Source organism: Streptomyces sp. SAS_281 (assembly GCF_052542855.1).
On sequence record NZ_JBMNDO010000060.1, the window covers coordinates 23,987 to 47,704 of the forward strand.

Consider the following 23,718-nt stretch of genomic DNA (forward strand, 5'->3'; position numbering starts at 1 on the left):
TGTGACGTACCGTCGGTCCAGGGCCCCTTCTTCGCTCAGTCTTCACCCGGCGGAGCGGCGGGGCACGAACAAGGAGGAGACCAGGCAATGCCGGATCGGTCCGCACGGCACCGCTCACGCACCGCACTGGCGGGGCTGGCCACTCTGGCCTGCCTGGGCTCGGCGGCGCTGGCCGGCTGCGGCTCGGGGTCCGACGGGACGACGAAGGGCTCGGCGGCCGAGCGCCGTCCGTCCCCGGCGGCGGGCCCGGTCTGGGACCCGCGGCCGAAGTCGATCGCGGCGGTCGGGGACTCCATCACGCGCGGCTTCGACGCGTGTTCGGTGCTGGCCGACTGCCCGGAGGTCTCCTGGTCGACCGGCACGGACAGCTCGGTGCGCAGCCTGGCGGTCCGGCTCCTGGGCGCGTCCGGCGCGGCGGACCACAGCTGGAACCACGCGGTGACGGGCGCCCGGATGGCGCAACTGCCGGAGCAGATGGCGCTGGCGGCGGACGAGGACCCCGGCCTGGTGACGGTGATGATCGGCGCCAACGACGCCTGCCGGGACTCGGTGCGGTCGATGACTCCGGTGGCGGACTTCCGGAGGTCGTTCGAGACGTCGTTGCGCGAGCTGCGCGCCGGGGCGCCGAAGACGCAGGTGTACGTGTCGAGCGTGCCGGACCTGAAGCGGCTGTGGTCGCAGGGGCGCGCCAACCCGCTGGGCAAGCAGATCTGGAAGCTGGGCATCTGCAAGTCGATGCTGTCCGACGCGGACGACATGGGCGCGGCGGCGGTGGCCCGGCGCACCGCGGTGCAGGAGCGGGTCGTGGCGTACAACAAGGTGCTGCGCGAGGTGTGCGCGAAGGACCGCCGCTGCCGGTACGACGGCGGGGCGGTGTTCGACTACCGGTTCACCGGCAAGCAGCTCAGCCAGTGGGACTGGTTCCACCCCGGCCGCAACGGGCAGGCGCGGCTCGCCGAGATCGCCTACCGGAATGTCACGGCGGTGCGACCACCCGCGTAGAGTCGCTGATCATGGAAACGGGTTCGGGCACGGTGATCGGTACGGAGCACTTCGGCACCCTCGCGGACGGCACCGCGGTGCACCGCTGGACGCTGGAGCGGGACGGCACACGGGTGCGGGTGCTGACGTACGGCGGCATCGTGCAGTCGGCCGAGGTGCCGGACCGGGACGGCGTACGGGCCGGGATCGCCCTCGGGCTGCCCGACCTGGCCTCGTACCAGGAGTACACGGCGCCGTACTTCGGGGCACTCGTCGGCCGGTACGCGAACCGGATCGGCGGGGCGTCCTTCGAGCTGGACGGCCGTACGCACCACCTCACGCGCAACGAGGGCCGCAACCAGCTGCACGGCGGGGTGCGTGGCTTCGACAAGCGGGTGTGGGACGCGCGCGCGGTCCCGGAGGGGGTGGAGCTGTCCCTCGTCTCGGCGGACGGCGAGGAGGGCTTCCCCGGGCGCGTCGAGCTGACGGCGGCGTACACGCTGGACGAGGGCGGGGCGCTGCGCATCGCGTACCGGGCGGTGACGGACGCGCCGACCGTGCTGAACCTGACGAACCACACCTACTGGAACCTGGCGGGTGCCGACAGCGGCAGCGCGCTCGGTCAGCGGCTGCGGATCGCGGCCGGGGCGGTCACCCCGGTGGACGAGGAGTCGCTGCCGACCGGCGAGTTCCTGCCGGTGGAGGGCACGCGCTTCGACTTCCGCGAGCCCCTGCCGGTGGGCAAGGGGTACGACCACAACTTCGTGCTCGACGGCACGGCCCCGGCGGCGGAGCTGTACGACGAGGGGTCCGGGCGCGTGCTGACGGTGACGACGACGGAGCCCGGGCTCCAGCTGTACACGGCCGACCACATGGACGGGCGGCCGTTCGGCCCGTGCGCGGGGATCGCCCTGGAGACCCAGCACTTCCCGGACTCGCCGAACCGGCCGGAGTTCCCGAGCACGGTACTGCGGCCGGGCGAGGTGTTCGCGTCCACGACGGTGTACGGGTTCTCGGTGCGCTGAGCGGTTCGCGGTGGGCCGGGCGGTTCGCGGTGCGGTGAGCGGGGCGGCCGTTCAGTCCGCGGCGGCGGCCGTCTCACCCTTGCCCGCGTCGTCCGCCTCTTCGTCGCCGACCAGGCTCCGCGCCAGCAGGGTCGCCCCCGCGACGGCCCCGGGCATGAGGACCACCGCGACGAACGGCAGCATGAACGCCAGCCCCAGCGGTACGCCGAAGCCGAGGGTGCGCACGCGGTTGCCGCGCAGCAGGGCGAGGCGGTCCTTCAGCGCCATGCCCCGGCGCTGGAGCGCGACGGCGGTCAGCTCCTCGGCCAGGAAGTACCCGGTGACGCAGAAGCCGAGGACGGGGACGACGGTCTGCCCGGCGACGGGCACGAAGCCCAGGGCGAAGAGCAGGATCGCGTACAGCCCGACCCGGACCAGGATGCGCACGCTGTCGCGGGCGGAGATCCACAGCTCCCGCCAGAGCGGCAGCCCGGATTCGGGGACCGTGCCGCCCTCGGTGCGCTCGACCTCCTCGGACAGCGACTCGTAGAAGGGCTGCCCGACCAGCAGGGTCACGGCGGTGAAGGTGATCACGGCCAGGAACAGGCCGAGGACGAAGACCAGCACGGTCAGGGTGTTGCGCAGCAGGCCCAGCCAGGGCGAGGACCAGTCGTCGGCGAACGGCGTCGCCCACGCCGCCAGGTCGTCGGCGCCGTAGCCGAGGCCGACGAGGGCGCCCGCGTACAGCACGAGGGTGATCAGACCGGGCAGCAGCCCTATGCCGAACCACTTGCCGTGGCCGAACACCCAGCGCTGGCCCTTGATCAGAAAACCGAGCCCCGCCCCGAGATCACGCATGGCCTCAGCCTAGCGGGACCCGGGACGGGGCTCGGTTCAGTGGGAGGGGCGCGGTCAGGCGACCGCGAGCTCCACCTTGATGTTGCCGCGCGTGGCGTTCGAGTACGGGCAGACCTGGTGGGCCTTCTCGATGAGCGCCTGCGCGGTCGCCCTGTCGACGTTCGGGATGGTCGCGGTGATGGCGACCTCCAGACCGAAGCCGCCGGCCTCGGTCTTGCCGATGGAGACCGCCGCGGTCACCGTGGAGCCGGAGATGTCGGCCTTCTCCTGGCGGGCGACGACGCCCAGCGCACCCTGGAAGCAGGCGCTGTAACCGGCGGCGAAGAGCTGCTCCGGGTTGGTGCCGGCGCCGCTGCCGCCCATCTCCTTCGGCGGGTTGACGACGACGTCGAGCTTGCCGTCGTCCGAGGCGACGCGGCCGTCACGACCGTTCTCGGCGGTGGCGACGGCGGTGTACGCGACGGCTATGTTCTGAATGGTCATGCTGAGGATTCCTCCTGCTGATGCGCCGCGACTCGCGCCCACGATCGCGGCGGCCTGGGTTGAGCCTAACGGGTACGGGGAAGGGCGGTTCAGCCGAGGGAGACGATCATCTTCCCGGTGTTCTCGCCGCGCAGCAGGCCGAGGAAGGCGTCCACGCCGTTCTCGATGCCCTCGACGACCGTCTCGCGGTACTTCAGCTCGCCCGAGGCCAGCCAGCCGGCCACGTCCTGGACGAACTGCTGCTGGAGGTCCTGGTGGTCGCCGACGAGCATGCCCTGGAGGCGCAGCCGCTTGCCGATGACCAGCGCGAGGTTGCGCGGGGCGGGGCTGGGCTCGGTGGCGTTGTACTGGGCGATCATGCCGCAGATGGTGGCGCGGCCGTGCACGTTGAACGAGGAGATCGCCGCTTCCAGGTGCTCGCCGCCGACGTTGTCGAAGTAGACGTCGATGCCGTCGGGGGCGGCCTCGCGCAGCTGCTCGGCGACGGGGCCGTTCTTGTAGTTGAACGCGGCGTCGAAGCCGTACTCCTCGGTGAGGAGCTTGACCTTCTCGTCGGAGCCCGCGGAGCCGATGACCCGGGACGCGCCCTTGATCTTCGCCATCTGGCCGACCTGGCTGCCGACCGCGCCGGCGGCGCCGGAGACGAAGACCGCGTCGCCCTCCTTGAAGGACGCCACGTCGAACAGACCGGCGTAGGCGGTGAGCCCGGTCATGCCGAGCACGCCGAGGTAGGCGGAGAGGGGGGCGATCGAGCCGTCGACCTTCACCGCGTGCTGGGCGGGGACGCTCGCGTACTCGCGCCAGCCGAGGCCGTGCAGGACGTGGTCGCCCACCTGGAAGCCCTCGGCGTTCGACGCGACGACCTCGCCGACGGCGCCGCCGTCCATGGGGTGGTCGAGCTTGAACGGCGGGGTGTACGACTTCACGTCGTTCATCCGGCCGCGCATGTAGGGGTCTACGGAGAAGTGCAGGTTGCGCACGAGGACCCGGCCCTCGGCGGGGGCGGCGACCTCGGCCTCACGCAGTGCGAAGTCCTCGGCCTTCGGCCAGCCGTGCGGGCGGGCGGTGAGGTGCCATTCGCGGCCGGACGTGGGAAGAGCTGCAGACATGGGCTCGGGGTCTCCTCGGTGTGGGGTGTCGGTTCAACGGAAGCCCGAAAAGCTTCACTACCTGAAACAACCATGCTCCTGGATATTTCATGTTGTCAAGCAACTGGTTATCCTGTGTGTCATGGCCACCCCGCGCACAGACCCCCTGACCCTCGAAGTCATCGAGCTCATCGGCAGCGTCGTCGCGCGTTACTACGAGGAGTACGACCGGGCGGCCGCCGAGCACAGCCTCACGGGCGCGCAGGCCCGGGTGCTGGGACTGCTGTCCGTCGAGCCGCTTCCCATGCGCAGGATCGCCCAGAAGCTGAAGTGCGAGCCGTCCAACGTGACCGGGATCGTGGACCGGCTGGAGGCGCGCGGCCTGGTGGAGCGGCGTCCGGACCCGGCCGACCGGCGGGTGAAGCTGGCCGCGCCGACCGAGCGGGGCGCGGCGACGGCCGCGCAGCTTCGGGACGCGCTGGACTTCGCGCGGGAGCCGCTGGCGGGGCTGTCCGCGGCGGACCGGACGGTGCTGCGGGATCTGCTGCGGCGGATGCTGGGCGCCTGAGCGGCGGGCGGGCACGATGGGGTCCATGAGCGCCGCCGCCCCTTCCGGGCCCCGCTTCGGGCCCCGTGAGTTCCAGCTCGTCCTGTTGCGCCGGATGGCGGACCACCAGCCGGGACTGGTGGAGGACGCCCGGCGCGAGTTGGGCGCGTCGCTCGCGGAGATGCGGGAGGCGAACCGGCGGTGGCAGGCGATGGTCCGGGCACCGCGCGGGCGGGGAGCGCTGCGGCGTTACCGGTCGGTGCTCGGCGAGCCGGAGTCGACGGGCCGCCGGGTCCTGGGTGACCTGGAGTTCGACGTGCTGCTGTGGCCGGTTCCGCTCTGGCCGGAGCTGCGGTTCGAGGTGATGGTGGCGCCGGGCGGCGCGGTGTGGAACGAGTGGCTGGTACGGGCGCGGGGCGCGGCGGTGCCGGTGCTGCGGACGGTGGACGACCTCGTGCCCTGGTCGTGCACGGTGGACGAGGTCGCCCGTGCCTTCGCCCCGGCGCGGCCGATGGAGGGGAGCGCGCCGACACGGTGGGCGTTGGGCATCGGGACCGGGGCGGGCGCGTGTGTCGCGGAGTTCACGTGGGGGTTGTTGCAGCGGGTGGTGCCGGGGGGTTGAGGGGCCCCGAACGCCGGACGGGCCGGATGCGGGTGCCGGGGCGGTGTTCGTACGTGCGGACGCGCCATGGGCGCGCAACGCGCTCGACACGCCGTCAGGGTGTCCCTCCTCCGGCTCAGTCCAGCGGGCGTGGGGGCCCCGAACGGCGCAGGCTTTCAGGAGAGCCGGCTGTCCGTCGGTCGCCCTCAACGCTCTCGGGAGGAACCCGCCGTGACCGTCAGCCTTGAGCAGTTGCGCCGTTGCCACGTCGCCGTCGACCTGGGGGCCTCCCGCACCCGCGTGTACGTCAAGGGGCCCGGCCTCGTCGTGGACGAGCCGAGTGTCGCCGCCGTCAACACCCGTACCGGCTCACTCATCGCCGTGGGCGCGCTCGCGGAGCAGATGACGGGCCGGACCCCGGACTACATCCGGGTGGCCCGGCCCGTGTCCGGCGGGACCGTCGTGGACATCGAGATGGCCCAGCGCATGCTGCGCCACCTGCTCGGCGAGAAACTCCGGCGCCAGCTGCGCCGCAAGCCCTGGCTGCGCGCCGCCGCCTGCACGCCGCACGACAGCGACCCGCTCGCGCGGCGGGCCTCCGTGGAGACCCTGGTCGGCCTCGGCGCCCGGCGGGTGGAGCTGGTCGACACCCTGATCGCGGCGGCCGTCGGCTGCGGGCTCCCGGTCGAGCAGCCGACCGCGACCATGATCATGGTGTGCGGGGCCGCGACGACGCAGATCGCGGTGCTCTCGCTCGGCTCGATCGTGACGGCGGTACGCCTCCCGGTCGGCGGCGACGCGATCGACCACGCGGTGATCCAGCACCTGCGCCAGCACCACGAACTGATGCTGCCGAGCCAGTCCGTGCGCCCCCTCCAGCTCGCCCTGAGCGACAACGGGCTGACCGCACAGGGCCCCTCGGTCACCGAGATCCACGGCCGGGACGTCGCCACCGGCCTCGCCCGGTCCGTCCAGGTCGACACCGCCGCGATCCGGCAGGCGATCCACCGCCCGCTCACCGCCGTCCTGGACGGTGTGGGCAAGGTGCTGCGGGACTGCCCGCCCGACCTGGTCGCCGACCTCGCGGACTGCGGGATCATGATGGTCGGCGGGAGCGCCCTGCTGCCCGGCCTCGACCGGATGCTGCGCGATGCGACCGGCGTGCCGGTGCACATCGCGGAGCGGCCCGACACCTGCTCGATCCTCGGTCTGGGCGCCATGATGGAGGGCGAGATCAGCCCCCTGGTGCTCGACCCGCTGGCGAGCTGACCCGGGCGGCGGGAGCGGCGGATGACGGACCGGCCACAAGGGGCGCTCCCGGACCGGGGCCTGCCCAGGTCGCCGCTGCTGCCCCGGCTGCTGGAAGCCGTGCTGAGCGTCGGCTCGGACCTCGAACTCCGGGCCACGCTCCAGCAGATCATCGACACCGCGACCGCCCTGACCGACGCCCGGTACGGGGCGCTGGGCGTACTGGACCCCGTACGCGGCACGATCCGCGAGCTGTACGTATGCGGGATGAGCGAGGACGAGCAGGCGGCGATCGGTGACTTCCCGGACGGGCACACCGGCATGCTCGGCGCTCTCGTCGACGCACCGGGTCCGCTGCGCTCCGACGATCTGACGGCCGATCCGCGTGCCACCGGCATTCCGCCCGGGCACCCCCCGATGCGCTCGTTCCTCGGCGCCCCGATCCGGGTGCACCACGAGGTCTTCGGCAACATCTACCTCGCCGAGAAGCCCACCGGGCACTTCACCGAGACGGACGCGGGACTGCTGAAGGTCCTCTCCGCGCAGGCGGGCATCGCGATCGGCAACGCCCGGCTGTACGAGAGCGCCCGCCAGCGGGCACGCTGGATCGAGGGCGCGGCGGCCGTCACCAACACCCTGCTCACCGGCGAGAACCTGTCCGACGCGCTGACGACGGTGGCGGAGCGGGCACGGCTGCTCAGTGACGCCTCGGCCGGGGTGATCCTCCAGCCCACCGACGCGGGCGGGATGGAGATCGTGGTCGCCTCGACGCACGAGGACCCGGCCGGTCTGGTGGGCACGGCGATCGCCCCCGGCTCCCCCGTCCTCGAACAGCTGCTCGGCGGCGAGGCCGTGTTCATCGAGGACTCTGCGACCGATCCCCGGATGACGACGCCGGTACGGTCGCGGTTCGGGCCGAGCATGATGCTGCCGTTGCAGAGCGGGGGCCGGCTCATCGGGACGCTCGCCCTGCCCCGGCGGCGCGGAGCGCGCCCGTACACCGGCCTGGACCGGCTGCTGGCCGCCCAGTTCGCTTCGCAGGCCGCGCTGGCCCTGGTGCTGGCGGACTCGCAGCAGGACCGGGAGCGGCTGGCGGTGTACGAGGACCGCGACCGGATCGCGCGGGATCTGCACGATCTGGTCGTCCAGCGGCTGTTCGCCACCGAGATGATGCTGGAGTCGACGCGCCGGAGGGCCGGTGCCGGGGAGACGGGCGAGCTGCTCGGGACGGCCGTGGACGAGCTGGATTCCACGATCCAGGAGGTGCGGACGGCCATCTTCGCGCTCCAGCAGCCGCCCGCCGAGGCCCCCGCCACCTTTCGGGGGCAGGTTCTCCGGGAGACCGGGGGCGCGGCGGCGGTGCTCGGCTTCCAGCCGTCGGTGCGGTTCGCCGGGGCGGTGGACGCGCTGGTGGCGGAGCCGGTCGGCAAGCGGCTGCTCGCGGCGCTGCGGGGCGCGCTGGCGGCGGCGCACCGGCGGGCCGGGGTCTCGGCGATCGAGGTGGAGGTGGACGCGACGGCGACCCTGCCGGACGGGCGGGGCGGGGTCCGCCTCACGGTGGCGGACGACGGGCGCGAGCCGGACGGTTCGCGGGCGGGGACGGTGACCTGGGAGGCGCCGCTGTGAGGGAGCGGGTCACGGGCCGGGGGCGGCGCGCAGGGCGACCCGGGTGTTCGAGTGCGCGACGCCCGCCTCGCGTTTGAGGCGGCGCAGGAGGGTGTCCAGGGCGGCGGTGTCTGCGGCGGTGGCGCGTACGAGATAGTCGTGGCCGCCCGTCACGTGCACCACCTCGGTGATGCCGGGCAGGGTCAGCACCGCCCGTTCGAACGTCTCGTTGGTGGTGTCCATCCGCAGGGTCACGTCGATGAAGACGACGAGCCCGGTGCGGGTGTCGGCGGCCGGGTCCACGATCACCGTGAAGCCGCGGATGACACCGTCCTTGCGCAGCCGCCGGACCCGGTCGGCCGCCGCGTTGGCGCTGAGTCCGACCCGTACGCCCAGGTCGCGGTACGAGATCCGGGCGTCCTCCTGGAGGACACCGAGGATTTCCCTGTCCAGACGATCCATGGTCCCCATTGTGACAGTTTCGGCGCATATGCGAAGAGTGGGGCGGTATCCCCCGTACGGAGCAGGCCGACGGGCCCACGGCCCGTTGCCGTCCTTGACTGGCTGTGTGGACACAGCCGCGAAGCAGTCACCCGCACCCGTGGACGCCCCGGGCTCCGCCGCGTACCGGAATCTGATCATGGCCACGATCGGCTTCACGCTCACCTTCTGGGCGTGGAACCTGATCGCGCCGATGTCGGGGGACTACAAGGACCGCCTCGGCCTGAGCTCGTTCCAGCAGTCGCTGCTGGTGGCGGTGCCGGTGCTGGTCGGCTCGCTGGGCCGGATCCCGGTGGGCGCGCTGACCGACAAGTTCGGGGCGCGGCTGATGTTCCCGCTGACCTCGGCACTGACCATCCTGCCGGTGCTGCTGCTGATCCCGGCGAGGAACTCGTACGGGGCGATGCTCGCCGTGGGATTCCTGCTGGGCGTCGGCGGCACGACGTTCGCGATCGGCATCCCGCTGGTCAACTCGTGGTTCCCGCCCGCCAAACGCGGTCTCGCGCTCGGCGTCTTCGGTATGGGCATGGGCGGCGTCGCGCTGTCCGGCTACTTCACACCGCGCATCGCCAAGCACGGCGACAACCTGCCGTTCCTCGTGGTCGCCGGCGCCCTCGTGGTGTACGCGGCGCTCTCCGGGCTGCTCATCAACGACCACCCGGGCCGCAAGGTGCCGACGGATTCGCTGGCCCACCGGCTGGGCTCGGCGGGCCGGCTGCGGGTCACCTGGGAGCTGTCCGCGCTGTACGCGATCGGCTTCGGCGGCATCGTGGCGTTCGGCGTGTACCTGCCGACGTACCTCAAGACGTGGTACGAGCTGACGCCGACCGACGCGGGCACGAAGGCGGCCGGGTTCGCCCTGGTCACCGTCATCTTCCGGCCGATCGGCGGCTGGCTCTCGGACCGGATCCACCCGGCGCTCGTCACCTCGGTGGCGCTGGGCGTGGCCGCCCTGATGGCGATCGTCCAGGCGTTCGACCCGCGGCTGGACCCGACGGGCACGGTCGCGCTGCTGGTCATGGCGGCGGGCCTGGGCACGGCGAGCGGCAGTGTCTTCGCGCTGGTCTCCCAGGTCACCCCGCAGGCGAAGGTGGGCAGCGTGACCGGCATCGTCGGCGCGATGGGCGGACTCGGCGGGTTCGTACCGCCGCTGGTGATGGGGGCGATCTACAGCGCGAAGGACTCGTACTCGATCGGCTTCATGCTCCTGTCCGACCTGGCGCTGGCGGGCTGCGTGTACGCGTACGGGCGCATGCGGAACGTGCGGGGGGACGGATGAGGCGGGGCGTGAGGCGGGCCTCATTCGCGCCGGTTCCCGGGGCCGGGCGGAGCGCCGCACCCTAGGGTGCGCAGGGTGATGCCACTTCTGCCCGCACTCCAGGACCCGTCCGGTCCGGCAGCCGTCCACGAGGCCGTCCGGTTCGACGACGTCACCCTCACCTACTCCGGGCTGGCCCGGGTCACGGACGCCCTGGCCGCCCGGCTCACCGGCGCCGGCCGGGTCGCCGTCTGGGCCACACCGACCGCGCACACCGTCGTCGCGGTCGTCGCCGCGCTCCGGGCCGGGGTGCCGGCCGTCCCGCTGAACCCGAGGACGGGTGAACGGGAGCTCGCCCACATCGTCGCGGACAGCGCGCCCTCGCTGGTGCTCGCCTCGCCCGACGACGTCCTCCCGCCCGCCCTGGCCGGTCTCGGACGCCTCGACGTCACCACCGCGTCCCCGGACCCCGCGCCCGCCGCCGTCCTCCCGGAACCGGACCCGGAGGCCCCCGCGCTCGTCGTGTACACCTCCGGGACGACCGGCCCGCCGAAGGGCGCCGTGCTCCCCCGCCGGGCGCTCGCCGCGTCGCTGGACGCGCTGGAGGACGCCTGGGGATGGACCGCCGACGACGTCCTGGTGCACGCGCTCCCCCTCTTCCACGTGCACGGGCTGATCCTCGGCGTCCTGGGCCCGCTGCGCCGGGGCGGCTCGGTGCGCCACCTGGGCCGGTTCACGCCGGAGGGCGTGGCCAGGGAGCTGGGCGCGGGCGGCACGATGCTGTTCGGCGTACCGACGATGTACCACCGGCTCGCGGAGTCACTGGCCGGCCGGGAGGCGCCGGCCGGGCTCGCGAAGGCCCTGGCGGGCGCCCGGCTGCTGGTCTCCGGGTCGGCCGCGCTGCCGGTCCACGACCACGAGCGCATCGCGGCGGCGACCGGCCGCCGGGTCATCGAGCGGTACGGCATGACGGAGACCCTGATGAACACGGGCGTACGGGCCGACGGCGCCCCGCGCCCCGGCACGGTCGGTCCGCCCCTGCGCGGCGTGGAGCTGCGCCTGGTCGAGGAGGACGGCACCCCGCTCACCGGCGCGGACGCGATCGGCGAGATCCAGGTGCGCGGCCCCAACCTGTTCACCGGCTATCTGAACCGGCCCGACGCGACGGCCGCCGCGCTCACCGCCGACGGCTGGTTCCGCACGGGCGACATGGCCACGCTCGACCCGGACGGCTACGTACGCATCGTCGGCCGCAAGGCCACGGACCTGATCAAGAGCGGTGGCCACAAGATCGGCGCCGGTGAGATCGAGAACGCGCTGCTCGACCACCCCGGTGTGCGGGAGGCGGCGGTCACCGGCGAACCCGACGCGGACCTGGGCGAGCGGATCGTGGCCTGGGTGGTACCCGCCGACCCGGCCGCCCCGCCCGCCGCCGAGGAGCTGGCGCACCATGTCGCGGCCCAGCTCGCCCCGCACAAGCGCCCGCGCACCGTCCGCTACCTGGACGCGCTGCCGCGCAACGACCTGGGCAAGATCATGAAGCGGGCGCTCCATGGCTGAACGGCTGACGGCACGCGAGGCGATCGCCGCGCTCACCGACGGGTTCACGGAGCTGCCCGCCCCCGCCGGGGACACCGCAGGCGACGGACCGCTCGGCTGGACCGGCTACGCCGAGTCGCGGTCCCGGGCCACCGCGCGTACCGGCGAGGAGGAGTCCGTCGTCCACGGCACCGCCACGGTCGGCGGGCACCCCTGCGTGCTGCTCTCGTTCGAGTTCGGCTTCCTGGGCGGGTCGCTCGGGCAGCGCACCGGGGACCGGCTCGAAACGGCGTACGAGGAGGCCGTCACCCGGCGGCTGCCGCTCGTCTCGCTCATCGCCACGGGCGGCAGCCGGATGCAGGAGGGCATGATCGCGCTGACCCAGCTCCAGCGGGTGGCCCGCGCCTCGGCCCGGCTGCGGGCGGCGGGCCCGGCACAGCTCGCGGTCCTGCGGGACCCGACGACGGGGGGCGGCTGGGCCACGCTGGGCGCGGGCGCGGATGTGATCCTGGCGCTGCCCGGGGCGCAGATCGGGTTCGCCGGGTCGCGGGTGCGTCCGGCCGGCGCCGACCCCGCCGCGTACACCGCCGAGGGCCAGCTCGCGGCCGGTTCGGTCGACGCGGTCGTGGGGTCCGGGGAGCTGCCGGCCGTGGTGGGCCGCTGGCTCGGCCTGCTCGCCCACCGGGACACCCCGCCCTCCCCCGCCCCGGTCCCGGCGGCGCTCGCGGCGACGGACCTGCCGGAGACGGGCTGGGACGCGGTGCTCCGCGCGCGGGCGGCGGACCGGCCGCGCGCCGGAGCCTATCTGGACGCCTACTTCGACGCGCGCCTTCCGCTGAGCGGCGACCGCTGCGGTGGCACGGACCCGGGGCTGCTCTGCGGATTCGGGCTGCGCGAGGGGCGTGCGGTGGCGTACGTGGCGCAGTGCGGCACGGCGACGCGCCCGGCCGGCTACCGGACGGCGGCCCGCGTGATCCGGCTCGCCGACCGTTTGGGCGTCCCGGTCCTCACGCTGGTCGACACCCCGGGCGCGGCCAATGACGCGGAGGCGGAGCGGGCGGGTGCGGGGGCGGCCATCGCGGACGTGTTCGCGGCGGTGGCGGCGGCGCGGGTCCCGGTCACGACGCTGGTGATCGGCGAGGGCGGCTCGGGCGGGGCGCTGGCACTGGCCGCTCCGGACAACACGCACGTCACCCCGGACAGCTACTTCTCGGTCATCGCGCCCGAGCTCGCCGCCGCGATCCTGAAGCGCTCCCCGGACCGGGTCCGGGAGACGGCCGGGCAGCTGCGGCTGCGCCCGCAGGACCTGGTGGAGCTGGGCGTGGCCCGCTCGGTGGCCGCCGGCCCGCGTGCCGACAGGCAGGGGGCGTGAAGGCTGGCTAGCGTGAACAGGGGGCGTTCACTCGTACGAGGAGATGACCACGATGCCCGCAGAAGCGACCGAGGGCACACCGTGCTGGGCCGACGCGACGTTCACCGATCTGGAGGGCGCGAAACGCTTCTACGGTGAGCTGCTGGGCTGGACGTTCGGCGAATCGCTGCCGGAGTACGGCAACTACACCCAGGCCCAGGTGGACGGCAAGGCGGTCGCCGCGCTGATGCCGCCGGGTCCGGGCGGGATGCCGACCGGCTGGTGCCTGTACCTGGCCTCGCCGGACGCGGCCGCCACCGCGTCGAAAATCCGCGCCCACGGCGGCACCGTCCTGGTGGAGCCCATGCGGGTCGGCGAGTTCGGCACGATGGTGCTGGCCACCGACCCGGGCGGGGTGACCTTCGGCGTATGGCAGCCCGGCAGCCACCGGGGCTTCGAGGCCGGCATGGTCCCCGGCGCCTTCACCTGGGCCGAGGTCTTCACCCGCGCCCCGGAGGAGGCGGACGCCTTCTTCCCGGCGGTCTTCGGCTACGGCGTACAGCGCATGGTGGACGACGGGGCCGACTTCACGCTCTACGACCTCGGCGCCGACCCGGTCATGGGCCGTATGAAGATGACGGACGACTTCCCGGCGGAGGTGCCGCCGTACATCAACGTGTACTTCGCGGTGGACGACTGCGACGCGGCGGTGGAGAAGGCGAAGTCGCTGGGGGCGACGCTGCGGTTCGGTCCGATGACCATCCCGTTCGGCCGGTTCGCCGCCCTCACGGACCCGCAGGGCGCACCGTTCTCGCTGTTCGACAGCAGGACGACGGGCGGCGAGATGCCGAAGCTGGAGAGGGAGGCGTAGGGCCGCCGCCCCCTTACGCCTCGGGGTCGCGCGCGTCGTACCGGGAGAAGGCGGGCCACCGCAGCGCGAGCAGCCCCACGGCGACGGCACACGCGATCCCGCCGCCGGTCACGGCGAGCCCGGGCGAGGTCAGGTCGGCGGCGGACCCGGCGAGGAAGTCCCCCAGCCGGGGCCCGCCGGCCACCACCACGATGAAGACGCCCTGGAGCCGTCCGCGCAGCTCGTCCGGCACGGCCGCCTGGAGCATGGTGTTGCGGAAGACCATGGACGTGGTGTCGGCGGCCCCGGCGAGCGCCAGGAACAGGATCCCCAGCCAGAGCTGCCGGGTCAGCCCGAAGACGGCGATGGCGGCGCCCCAGCAGGCGACGGCGACCAGGACCGCGAGACCGTGCCGCCGGACGCTGCCGAGCCACCCGGAGAAGACCCCGCCGAGGAGCGCCCCGAGCGCCGGTGCGGCGACGAGCAGTCCGGTGGTCTTCGCGTCGCCCCCGTACCAGACGACGGCGACGACGGGGAAGAGCGCGCGGGGCTGGGCGAGCACCATGGCGCAGAGGTCGCTGAGGAACGTCATCCGCAGGTTGGGCCGGGTCCCGAGGAACCGCAGGCCGTCCAGCACGGAGGCCCGCTTCCGGTCCGCCGCGTCGTCCCGGTCGGGCAGCATGGAGGGCAGCCGCCACATCGCGTAGAGGGAGGCCGTGAAGGTGACGGCGTCGACCCCGTACGCGGCCCGGTACCCCCACCAGCCGACGATGAGGCCGCCGAGCATGGGCCCGACGAGCGTGCCGGTGGTGCTGGTCATCGAGTTCAGCGCGTTGGCGGCGGGCAGTTGCCCGGCCGGCAGCAGCCGGGCGATCATCGAGCTGCGGGCGGGCGAGTTGAGCGCGAAGCAGACGGCCTGGAGCGCGACGACCGCGTACAGCACCCCCACCTGCTCGACCCCGGCCACGGTGACCCCGACGAGTGCCACCGACAGCAGGAACGAGCCGAACGCACTGACCAGCCCCAGCTTCCGCCGGTCCACGGTGTCCGCCACGGCACCGCCGTACAGCCCGAACACCACGAGCGGCACCAGCGAACACGCCCCGATGAGCCCCACGGAGAACGCCGACCCGGTCAGGTCGTACACCTGCAACGAGACCGCGAGCGCGGTCATCCCCTGCCCGATCCAGGACACGGTGTTCCCGAACCAGAGCCGCCGATAGTCGGGCGAGGTACGCAAAGGGGTCAGGTCGGCGAATATCCGCCCCCGGGCCACCGGTTCATCGGCGCCCTCGGCGGATTCGGTCAGGGATTCGGTCACGCGGAATGGTATCGACCGGCCGAGGCGCCGGAGGAAGGCCCTAAGGTGCCGCCATGACCGACGGGATCGCGTGGCTGGACGACGAGCTGGGCCGGGAGGGCTACTCCCTCACCATGGTGAAGGGCATCACCGCCGAGGCCCTCGCGGTGCACCTGGGTGCGCGGCCGGGAACGCTCATCGATCCGGAGACCGCCCCGGGGGCCGTGGAACTCTTCCACGGGCCCGGATCCTCGGAACTGCCGGACTGGGCGATGGTGGGCGAGGCGGCCGGTTGGGCGTTCGCCCTGGAGACGCCCGAGGCCGGACACCGCGACGACCGGCTGGCCCCCGGCAGAGACCTCAGGTCCCGCCACACGGTCGTGGACATCCTCGACACCACCATGGACCCCCCGTCCGTCACGGTGACGGTGGACGGCGAGACCGACTGGACGCTCCGGGAGTACGGGACGGCCGACGCCTCCCACCCGGTGAGCCGGCGCCTGATCACGGAGGCCGGTTTCCGCGCCCACCCCCACGGCGTCTTCGGGGACGACGCCTCCGGCGTCCTCCGCGTCCTCCGCGTCCTCGGCGACCACTACGGCCTGACCCTGCCCCGGGCAGCCGTCGCGGAGGCCCGCCTGCCCCACGTGTTCACGGAACCGAGGACCCTCCTCCACACGGAGGCGCGCTGCCCGTCCTGCGGCGGGACCCGGATGCTGCCCCATGGGCCGCGGCTGGTCTGCGTCTACTACAAGGTCCGCGACGTGCCGGGATACCCGCCGCCCGGGTGCCCGGGGGAGGTCACGGGTGCGGTGCGCGGGGAGCCCAATCCGAAGTACGGGAACGCGCCGTAGCGTTCGAGCCGGACAACCAACCCCAACTGCTTTATCTGTCAAGGAGGTTGCTGCGGCCTGCCCGGTTCGGCAGACTGCGGACCATGCCGAACAGCAATCGCGTCCTTCTCTTGAGTTACGACCTCCAGGAAGGTCGCGTGGTCCTCGCGCGAAACGACCCGGACCGTGCGCGCGCGGTCGTCGTCATGGTGCCCGGTGTCGGCTCCGGGCTGTCCGAGATGGAGCGGCTCCAGGACCAGACGGAGTCCCTCTTCCGGAAGGTCGCCTCGGGGCCCGACGACGACACGGTGTCCGTCATCACCTGGATCGACTACGTGGCACCGCAGTCGCCCCGGGAAGCCGCCGACCCGGCGTACGCCGTCGCCGGCGCCCGACGCCTCGCGAGCTTCCTCGTCACCCTGCCGCTGTCCCGGCCGCGGTCGGGCCCCGCGTCCGGAGCGGCCCGGGTCACCGTCGTCGCACACGGCTACGGCGGACTCGTCGCGGGGCTCGCGGCCAGGGACCACGGTCTGCGGGCCGACGCCCTGGTGCTGCTCGCCAGTACGGGAACCGGCGTCGGCCACGTGGGCGAACTGCGCTACACGGGGCCCGTGTTCGCGACCTCGCAGGCCGTCGGCGGCGACGGCACCGCCGCGGGTCTGCACGGTGCACCCCCGGACAGTCCCGGATTCGGGGCGACCGTGCTCCGGGCCGGACCGCTGTCGCACAAGGGAGATCCGGTGACGCCCTACGTTCCGGAGCTGCGCCGCATCATCGCCGGTCAGAGCTGAGCGGAGCAGGGCCGGCCCCACCGGGGGTTCACGCGCCGAAGTGCAGGTGCGAGGCCCACAGGGACGGCGTGCCCGGGTAACGGTCCCGCTGCTTGCGTACGGCGTGATGCAGGGCGTGTCCGGCCGTGCGCAGGTCCAGTCCACCGGAGTGCGGTTCGCGGAGCAGCGCGTAGAAGTCCTCGGTGATCTCTTCCGCGATCTCGTCGTCCAGTTCCCACATGGTGCCGACCACTTGGGGAAAGCCGGCCGTCTGGAGTGCCCCCACCAGGTGGATGCCCTCGTCCAGCAGCCGCTCGGCCGAGTTCACCGCGGTGTGGCAGGCGGACAGGTAGGCGAGCTGTGCGCCGTCGAGGTCGGCGGAGTACAGGTCCGCGACGGTGAGGGGGCGTTGCCCGTGATCCTTCAGCAGCAGCCGGCCGGCCGACGGGTCGTCGGGGTCGAAGCTGCCGTGGCAGGCGAAGTGCGCGATGGCGCGGCCGGGCAGTTCGGCCAGCACCCGCGCGCGGTCCGGCGCCGTCAGCAGCAGGGAATCGGGGAGCATGTCACGGACCAGCTCCGCTTCGGGGGCGACGTTCCGCAGTCCGGCGAGTCCCGGAGTCTCGGGCATCGCGACGATGAGAGCGCTGCTCGCGGTGGCGGCTGACATCGACTGGCGGCGTCGCGCGTCCCGAAGGGCGCTGATGGTGGGCGTGTAGGACGAGACGACGCGGTCCATGACGGTGCGCCGCCCCTCGGCCGGATCGTCGTGGTGGCCGGCGGCGTGGAGGGGCAGCAGGCTGAGGTACCCGCCGGGCGCCCACCACACCCGGGGCCAGGGAGCGCCGTCGGCGGGCGGGCCGTGGTGGCCCAGAGCGTCGAGCACGGGGCCGGTGATGTTGTCCCAGAGCCACTTCAGCACCTGGGTGAGGGCGTGCTGGGCGGCGACGCGGTCCCGGTGCGGGTCGCCGGCTTCCCGGAGGGCCACGTGGAAGGCGTTGACCTGGTCGATCACCGTCTCGACGGTAACCCCGGGAAGTTCGAGCGCGGTGTTGCCCTCCGCGGTCAGCAGCAGGGCGTCGCCCCGGTAGGCGACGTTCAGACTGACGACCGGGCCGAGGTCGGCCGCGGAGAGCAGTTCCTCGCCGCTCGGCGGCAGGGCGAAGCCGGCGAAGCCGTCCAGGGCGCGGATCCGGCGGAGCGTCGCAGCCAGTTCCGCGGCCGCCCCGATGCGGTCCTGTCCGGTCGGCGCCTGTTCCACTCCCCCGTCCAGGAGATCACGGAGGGCGGCGAACCGGGCCGCCAGCTCCGGTTCGGCCTCGTGGAGTCCGGCGAGGTCCCTGCGGGCGTGGAGACGCCGGCTCAGCAGCACCGAACGCCCCATCTCCAGCAGCGACAGGGCGCGGCGGGCGCGGTCCGCCGGAGGCCGAAGAGGATCGGAGAGCACCATCGCCGCGGCGTCGCCGGCTATTCCTGACGCCGTCTCCATGGTCTCCTGCTGCTCCTCCCGGCGCATCCGGCGCGGGGCCAGTTCGGGGAGCGCGAGGACGGCCGCTTCCAGCAGGTCGGCCGCGAGCGCGAAGTCCTCGCTCCCGGCCGGGAGTTCGACGACGGCCAGCCAGGCGCCCAGCTTCGCGCCGTGCACCTTCAACCGGGGCGGCGCCGAGTCGGATCGCAGGACCACTTCGGAAAGGGCCCGGAGCGCCTCCGCACGGTCGGCCTCCTGCCCGGACCCGTCGTCCCTGAGGCGACGGCCCCGGACACGGGCCATCAGCGAATCCGCGAGGATCAGCAGGAATTTCGGCCGGTGGGCTCCGTCGCCCTCCGCGGTGACGGCCGCGCGCGCGGCGATCACCGCCTCATCGGCATCAGCCGCATCCCTGAAATGCTCGAAACGGGTCAGCAGCACCTGGGAGAGGTTCGCGAAGGCTTCGGCCGGAAGCAGGGCGTCGGCGCGGACCTGTGTCGCCAGCCGGGCCAGCTGGACTGCTTGATCGAGGTCGGCCGTTTCCCGGTACTCCACGAACCGAACACGGAAGGTGTCGCTCAGCGAGGAGAGGAAGTCACCGTCGCCGGGCGTGATGGACAGGGCCCGCTGGACGGTCGTCACGGCTTCGTCCAAGTCCTCGGACCGGCCGGCCCGGTGGAAGCGGAGCTTGAGGGCGTAGCTCAGCAGGGCGAGGTCCCTGGCCCGGTCGCCGTCGTCCATGCCCTCGGCTCCCCCCGTCGCGAGCGCCTCACGGCGTGCTTCGACGAGGGCGTCGATGTCGGCCAGCACATCGGTCCGCTCGAAGCGCCTTGTCAGGTAGGCGCAGAGCAGCCGTTGCAACTCCGGCCGGTTCGGCTCGTCCCCGGCCGTCGCGCCCCGCATGACGTCCGGGACGCGTGCCTGGACGACTCCGCGCTCCGGGCGCTTCGTCCGGCGGTGCCCGGCCGGCGCCGCCGCGGCGGCAGCCCGCCGGACCAGGCCGATCGCCGTGTCGAGATCGTCGAGGGACCCGGTGGTGCGCGCACAGAAGTCCAGCACGATCGCCAGGCTCATCAGCAGACCCGGGGAGCATGCGGTCGGCGCCTCGGCAGCGGCCTCGCGGGCCGCGTCGGCCGCCTCGTCCAGGTCGGCCCGCGCGCCGCGGCGCTCGAATCGACTCTGCAGCACGCAACTGAGGTCCGACCTGCAGTACAGCCGCTCCTCGTCGGTGGAGGCGGCGGACAGAGCGTCGCGCAGGGCGTTCACGGCCCCGTCCAGGTCCGCCGGATCGTGCCGTATGTCGAACCGCGTCAACAGGGCCTGCCCCAGCGAGGTGAACTGCTTGCCGCGCCCGGCGTCGGTGACCCTGCTCGTCCCGGCGAGGACGGAGCGCGCCTCGGTCACCTCGTCCAGGTCCGCTGCCGAGTCGGTCAGGCCGAACCTCGTCCACAGCAGGTCGGCCAGGACCTCCAGCCGTGCGCGCTCACCGGGCCGGCCCGTGCCGCTGGACACCGCCTCGCGGCCCGCTTCGATCGCCTCGTCCAGGTCCGCGACCGCTCCGGTGCGGAGGAATCCCTCGAACAGCACCGCGGTGAAGAGGCCCATCATCGCGGCCCGCTCCGGGTCGTCCGGGCGACTGTGGGCGACGCCTTGCCGGGCGGCGGCCAACGCCTGTCCCAGCCGCACGAAGCGGCCGTTCCGGGCGCTTCGGGACAGCAGCGCGTGACAGACGACGGCCAGCCGGTGCGCCCGCTGAGGATGCCCGCTGGGGGTGGCGTTCGCGATGTGCACCGCGGTGTCGACCAGGGCCACGAACTGATCGTCGTCCGGGCTGGACAGCGCGTACTCGATCATCGCGGGCAGGCGCGTGGCGGCCTCGTCGGCCAAGGCGGGCAGCAGCGGCTCGGGAAACGGCACCATCCCGATCACCATCGCCGCCGGGACCAGCACCCGCAGCGCCTCGTCCGCCGCCCGTTGCCGCTCCTCCCCCGACGCGGCGCACGCCTGGTACCACTTGAGCCACCCCAGCGCCTGCCGCGCCGGAATGTCCCACCCCTCCGCCTCGTCGAGCTCGTCCGCAAGGTCCTGCGCCAGCGCGGTCATCTGGGGTGACCAGGCCATGGCCGTATCACCGGTCTCACCGATCCACTGCACGAACTCGCCCAATATCAGCAGCAGTTCATCGCGGCGCGCCATCGAGTCCTCCTCGTCGCAGCGCGTCTCAGCATACGATGCGGTACCCCGGTGGGGTGGTCGCCGGGAATCAGCATCCGGAGGGCGGCGCAGTGGCACGCGGAAGCAGGCGGACAGCGGAACAGATCGCCGACGGCATCGCACAGTTCTGCGAGAACATCGAGCGGACGCGGGCCACGCTGGCACGCGGCCCGGCGGACGGCACACGCCTCCTCGACGAACTGCTCGACGCCCTGCGCGACGGGACGGACCCCTCCGAGCAGTTGGAGGCCGTCCATCACGCGCTGCGGCAGGGGCAGGACGCGATGGGCATCTTCGGGCGCACCCGCGACATGTCGATGGCGACGCCGCCGGGCCTCCCGCCCGCCCGCACCGACGAGCCCGTCCTCCTCTGCCCGCGCGCCGACCACCCCTGTACGCGCTTCAGCTGGCCGACGCCGGACAGCACCCACGTCTGCCATGTGACGGGCACCCCCTTGCGGCGCAGCACCCTCGCGACGTGACGGGAATGCTCGGCGACTTCGGGGCCCAGCTAGGCAAGGGGCTCGCCGACAAGTGGCTGAGCCTGCTGGCCCTCCCCGGTGCGCTCTACCTGGCGGTGTGCGCGGCCGCACAGGCCCTCGGCCACGCGCACGCGCTCGACGCAGCCCGTCTGGCCCACCAGGTCACCACCTGGGCCCACGCACCCGCGGTGCGTACCGCCGGCGGCCAAATCGTCGTGCTGGTGGCCGTCCTCGCCGCGTCGGTGGCGGCAGGTCTCGCGGCCCGGGCGTTGGGAGCGGGGATCGAACGGGTCTCGCTGGCGGCGGACTGGCGGTCCTGGCCCCGCCCCGCGGCGGCCCTCGCGCAGCGCCGGACGGACATCCGTCGGCGGCGGTGGGACGCCGCACACCGCGATTACAGCGCCCAGTGGGCACGGGCCGCGCGCGAGGCGGCCCTGGGCCGCGAAGCCGACCCGACGGCTCGGCAAAGGGCGCTCGGGGCCAGGGCGGCGATCTCCGCGGAGCGTCCGGACCGGCCGACCTGGAGCGGCGACCGGGTCCATGCCGTCGCGGTGCGGCTGCGGCGCGACCAGAACCTGGATCTCGGCCGGCTGTGGCCCTACATCTGGCTGTCGCTTCCCGAAGAGGAACGTACGGAGCTCGTCGCCACCCGGTCCGCCGGCGCCCGCGCGGCCGAACTGGGTGCGTGGTCGGTGCTGTACGCGGCGCTGGCGGCGGTGTGGTGGCCGGCGGGCGTCCTGGCCGTACTGCTCGCGGCGACCGCTCGTCGGCGGGCCCGTTCCGCCACGGACGGTTACGCCCAGCTCGTGGAAGCGGCCGTCCGCCTGCACCGTCGGGAACTGATGGAGCGCTTCGGGATCGAGGACGCCGGTCCGCCGTCCTCCGGCGACCGCCTCGGCGATGCGCTCGGCACGGCACCGCCGGTGGTGGACGCCGCGGAGGGTTCGGCGGATCCGGCGCGCCGCGACGGGCCCGGAAGCGCGGGCGGGCAACGGTCGTAGCGCCGGACATCAGCCCCGCGCCGCCGCTACAGGAACAGCAGCCGGCGTCAGACGCCGATGGCGGCGAGGGCGGAGCCGCCGGTGAACGACGGCGCGGTCCGTCCTCGCCCCTGACACGTGCGGCCTGGCCACGTTCACCACCCAGCTCTTCCAGGCGCACCGGATGCCCCTGAACACCTGTCCGGGCGAGGCCGCCGGCCACCGGTCCTGGAGGACTGGACGAGGCCGGGCCCGGGCTCGGCGATGGTCCCCCGTTCAGAACGCAGCCCGCCCGGCGTCTGCCACCGCTGTCGTGCGCACCCCGGTCTGCGAAGAATTCATCCCCGGGGCGGACCTCGCCCCCGCAGCGGACGGCTTCGACTCCTGCCACCCGATCGGCCGGACCGGCACGTCCGACGACGTCGCCGCCACGGTCGCCTCCGCTCGGCACGCAGCCCGCCCGGCGACGGGCCACCGGTACGGGCAGGCCGGCTGTCGGCCCCCCGCACAGACCTGCGCGTCGGCCCGGGGAGGCGGGCGGGACTGCGCGTCGGCCCGGGGAGGCGGGCGGGACGGAACGCGCGTCGCGCGGCCGGCGAAGAGCGGCGACGAACCCGTCGCGCTGCTGACACCGGCTCCACCGTCTCGCCCGCCGAGCACCTGCCGCAGGGCAGTCGCCGGGCTACCGGACCGTCACCCCGGCTGCTCTCGCCCAGGGCGTCGAGCCCACGCTCCGGCGGTCCCGGGGCTACTGGCCGATGTTGCTCTGCGGCCCTGCGTACGTGCCCAGGATCGCCGGGACGTCCTCGGCGGCGTCGGGGGCGTAGCTGTAGTAGGCGCGGGGATCGAACGTGGTACCGCCCGTCTGCTGCTTTCCGCTGGAGTTGATGACGATGGACCCCTTCTGCGACAGGGACGCCGCGGAAGTGTCGATGTTGTACGGGTTGGCCACGTGGTCGTAGTAGCTGTTCTCGATGACGACCTTGGACTTTCCGCGCGACAGGTTGCCGTACGAGGTGATGTCCTCCAGGTAGTTGTTGTACAGGTGGGCGAGAGCCACGTTGTCGATGCTGGGGTTGCGCTGGTTGGTGTCGTGGATCCAGTTGTGGTGGATCGTCATGCGAGCGGTGACGTTCTCCGTCCAGCCGATGCCGAATGCCTTGTTGGACTCTCCGATCTTGTTCCAGGACACGGTCAGGTAGCTGGTGTCCTTGCGGCTGTCGATCAGGCCGTCGTTCATCCGCTCGATGGTGTTGTGGTCGATCCAGATGTGGTCGGCCGTGTCCATCTGGATGCCGTCGTAGTCGTAGAGCTTGTCGTCCGGGTCGTCGTCGGCCATCCGGGTGTCACGGATCGTGAGGTTCCGGATGATCACGTTCTTCGTGCCGACGCCGAGGAAGAAGCCGCCGTTGACGATCTGCCCCGAGGTGCCGACACCGACCACCGTCTTGTTGGACTTGACGGGAATCTCGTGGCCGTACGGGGTCACCTTGATGGCCGCGGCGACCTTGATGGTGTATGCCTCGGACGCCGTCGCGTACTTCACGAGATCTGCGTAGGTCTTCACGGTGACCGTGGCCCCGGCCGCGCCGCCGGTGGTGCCGCCCCCGGTGGACGCGAAGCCGTCGGCGGTGTTCGACCAGGACCGGCCGTTCCCGCTTCCGCCGACGGGTGTGAAGGCCCATTGCTTGTTGCTGTTGTGGGTGCAGGTCTCCTGGATCACGGCGGCGCCGTTGGCGGTGGAGGCGTCCTGGTCGGAC

The 23,718-nt window shown here is 73.1% G+C and carries 21 protein-coding genes; 14 read left to right on the forward strand and 7 right to left on the reverse strand.

What is annotated here, in order from left to right; all coding sequences use genetic code 11:
• Window positions 1–87 precede the first annotated feature (87 nt).
• Together ACN6LM_RS22385 and ACN6LM_RS22390 are read left to right on the forward strand one after the other, a co-directional pair.
• Window positions 88–1,002: an SGNH/GDSL hydrolase family protein gene (locus tag ACN6LM_RS22385; protein ID WP_445067155.1), complete on the forward strand. Its 915-nt coding sequence runs from the start codon at window positions 88–90 to the stop codon at window positions 1,000–1,002.
• 11 nt (window positions 1,003–1,013) lie between these two features.
• Window positions 1,014–2,006: an aldose epimerase family protein gene (locus ACN6LM_RS22390; RefSeq protein ID WP_445067156.1), complete on the forward strand. Its 993-nt coding sequence runs from the start codon at window positions 1,014–1,016 to the stop codon at window positions 2,004–2,006.
• Window positions 2,007–2,057: 51 nt separating this feature from the next.
• On the opposite strand, the gene ACN6LM_RS22395 is transcribed toward ACN6LM_RS22390, so the two are convergent.
• The 3 genes from ACN6LM_RS22395 to ACN6LM_RS22405 all read right to left on the reverse strand — a co-directional run bounded on the left by ACN6LM_RS22395 (window position 2,058) and on the right by ACN6LM_RS22405 (window position 4,435).
• Window positions 2,058–2,843 (reverse strand): EI24 domain-containing protein, encoded by a 786-nt coding sequence (locus tag ACN6LM_RS22395; protein WP_445067157.1) that lies wholly within the window; start codon window positions 2,841–2,843, stop codon window positions 2,058–2,060.
• A 54-nt stretch (window positions 2,844–2,897) separates the two neighbouring features.
• Window positions 2,898–3,326, reverse strand: coding sequence for an organic hydroperoxide resistance protein (locus ACN6LM_RS22400; protein WP_073965309.1), 429 nt, complete (start codon window positions 3,324–3,326; stop codon window positions 2,898–2,900).
• An 89-nt stretch (window positions 3,327–3,415) separates the two neighbouring features.
• Window positions 3,416–4,435 carry an NADP-dependent oxidoreductase gene (locus ACN6LM_RS22405; protein ID WP_445067158.1) on the reverse strand — a complete coding sequence of 340 codons (1,020 nt, stop codon included), beginning with the start codon at window positions 4,433–4,435 and terminating at the stop codon, window positions 3,416–3,418.
• Between the two features lie 121 nt (window positions 4,436–4,556).
• Here ACN6LM_RS22405 and ACN6LM_RS22410 point away from each other — a divergent pair, with 121 nt between their 5' ends.
• The 4 genes from ACN6LM_RS22410 to ACN6LM_RS22425 all read left to right on the forward strand — a co-directional run bounded on the left by ACN6LM_RS22410 (window position 4,557) and on the right by ACN6LM_RS22425 (window position 8,436).
• Window positions 4,557–4,982: a MarR family winged helix-turn-helix transcriptional regulator gene (locus tag ACN6LM_RS22410; protein ID WP_445067159.1), complete on the forward strand. Its 426-nt coding sequence runs from the start codon at window positions 4,557–4,559 to the stop codon at window positions 4,980–4,982.
• 25 nt (window positions 4,983–5,007) lie between these two features.
• Window positions 5,008–5,583: a hypothetical protein gene (locus tag ACN6LM_RS22415; protein WP_445067160.1), complete on the forward strand. Its 576-nt coding sequence runs from the start codon at window positions 5,008–5,010 to the stop codon at window positions 5,581–5,583.
• A 210-nt stretch (window positions 5,584–5,793) separates the two neighbouring features.
• A complete protein-coding gene (locus ACN6LM_RS22420) occupies window positions 5,794–6,831 on the forward strand; it encodes a rod shape-determining protein (protein WP_445067161.1) in 1,038 nt (345 codons plus the stop codon).
• A 21-nt stretch (window positions 6,832–6,852) separates the two neighbouring features.
• Window positions 6,853–8,436, forward strand: a complete 1,584-nt coding sequence (locus ACN6LM_RS22425) for a GAF domain-containing sensor histidine kinase (protein WP_445067162.1) — start codon at window positions 6,853–6,855, stop codon at window positions 8,434–8,436.
• A 9-nt stretch (window positions 8,437–8,445) separates the two neighbouring features.
• Here the strand turns inward: ACN6LM_RS22425 and ACN6LM_RS22430 are convergent, their stop codons facing one another.
• A complete protein-coding gene (locus tag ACN6LM_RS22430; RefSeq protein ID WP_026171549.1) occupies window positions 8,446–8,877 on the reverse strand; it encodes an Lrp/AsnC family transcriptional regulator in 432 nt (143 codons plus the stop codon).
• 106 nt (window positions 8,878–8,983) lie between these two features.
• Between ACN6LM_RS22430 and ACN6LM_RS22435 the strand changes: the two genes are divergently transcribed.
• The 4 genes from ACN6LM_RS22435 to ACN6LM_RS22450 all read left to right on the forward strand — a co-directional run bounded on the left by ACN6LM_RS22435 (window position 8,984) and on the right by ACN6LM_RS22450 (window position 13,935).
• A complete protein-coding gene (locus ACN6LM_RS22435; RefSeq protein WP_445067163.1) occupies window positions 8,984–10,195 on the forward strand; it encodes a nitrate/nitrite transporter in 1,212 nt (403 codons plus the stop codon).
• A 78-nt stretch (window positions 10,196–10,273) separates the two neighbouring features.
• On the forward strand, window positions 10,274–11,734 hold the full coding sequence (locus ACN6LM_RS22440) for an acyl-CoA synthetase (protein ID WP_445067164.1): 1,461 nt from the start codon (window positions 10,274–10,276) through the stop codon (window positions 11,732–11,734).
• Window positions 11,727–13,085, forward strand: a complete 1,359-nt coding sequence (locus tag ACN6LM_RS22445; RefSeq protein ID WP_445067165.1) for a carboxyl transferase domain-containing protein — start codon at window positions 11,727–11,729, stop codon at window positions 13,083–13,085. Before ACN6LM_RS22440 ends, ACN6LM_RS22445 begins: the two co-directional genes overlap by 8 nt.
• Before the next feature lie 43 nt (window positions 13,086–13,128).
• On the forward strand, window positions 13,129–13,935 hold the full coding sequence (locus tag ACN6LM_RS22450) for a VOC family protein (RefSeq protein WP_445067166.1): 807 nt from the start codon (window positions 13,129–13,131) through the stop codon (window positions 13,933–13,935).
• Window positions 13,936–13,948: 13 nt separating this feature from the next.
• Here ACN6LM_RS22450 and ACN6LM_RS22455 read toward each other — a convergent pair whose 3' ends face one another.
• Window positions 13,949–15,235 (reverse strand): MFS transporter, encoded by a 1,287-nt coding sequence (locus ACN6LM_RS22455; RefSeq protein WP_445067167.1) that lies wholly within the window; start codon window positions 15,233–15,235, stop codon window positions 13,949–13,951.
• Window positions 15,236–15,288: 53 nt separating this feature from the next.
• Here ACN6LM_RS22455 and ACN6LM_RS22460 point away from each other — a divergent pair, with 53 nt between their 5' ends.
• Entirely contained in the window at window positions 15,289–16,068 is a 780-nt protein-coding gene (locus tag ACN6LM_RS22460; RefSeq protein ID WP_445067168.1) for a hypothetical protein, read from the forward strand.
• An 83-nt stretch (window positions 16,069–16,151) separates the two neighbouring features.
• Complete coding sequence (locus ACN6LM_RS22465; protein ID WP_445067169.1) at window positions 16,152–16,838, forward strand: alpha/beta hydrolase; 687 nt, start codon at window positions 16,152–16,154, stop codon at window positions 16,836–16,838.
• A gap of 28 nt (window positions 16,839–16,866) precedes the next feature.
• On the opposite strand, the gene ACN6LM_RS22470 is transcribed toward ACN6LM_RS22465, so the two are convergent.
• Window positions 16,867–20,478 (reverse strand): CHAT domain-containing protein, encoded by a 3,612-nt coding sequence (locus ACN6LM_RS22470; protein ID WP_445067170.1) that lies wholly within the window; start codon window positions 20,476–20,478, stop codon window positions 16,867–16,869.
• 89 nt (window positions 20,479–20,567) lie between these two features.
• Between ACN6LM_RS22470 and ACN6LM_RS22475 the strand changes: the two genes are divergently transcribed.
• Entirely contained in the window at window positions 20,568–20,978 is a 411-nt protein-coding gene (locus ACN6LM_RS22475; protein WP_445067171.1) for a hypothetical protein, read from the forward strand.
• Window positions 20,975–21,979: a hypothetical protein gene (locus ACN6LM_RS22480; protein WP_445067172.1), complete on the forward strand. Its 1,005-nt coding sequence runs from the start codon at window positions 20,975–20,977 to the stop codon at window positions 21,977–21,979. Before ACN6LM_RS22475 ends, ACN6LM_RS22480 begins: the two co-directional genes overlap by 4 nt.
• 727 nt (window positions 21,980–22,706) lie before the next feature.
• Here ACN6LM_RS22480 and ACN6LM_RS22485 read toward each other — a convergent pair.
• On the reverse strand, window positions 22,707–23,718 hold a 1,012-nt coding region (locus ACN6LM_RS22485; RefSeq protein ID WP_445067173.1), incomplete at its 5' end, for a pectate lyase family protein.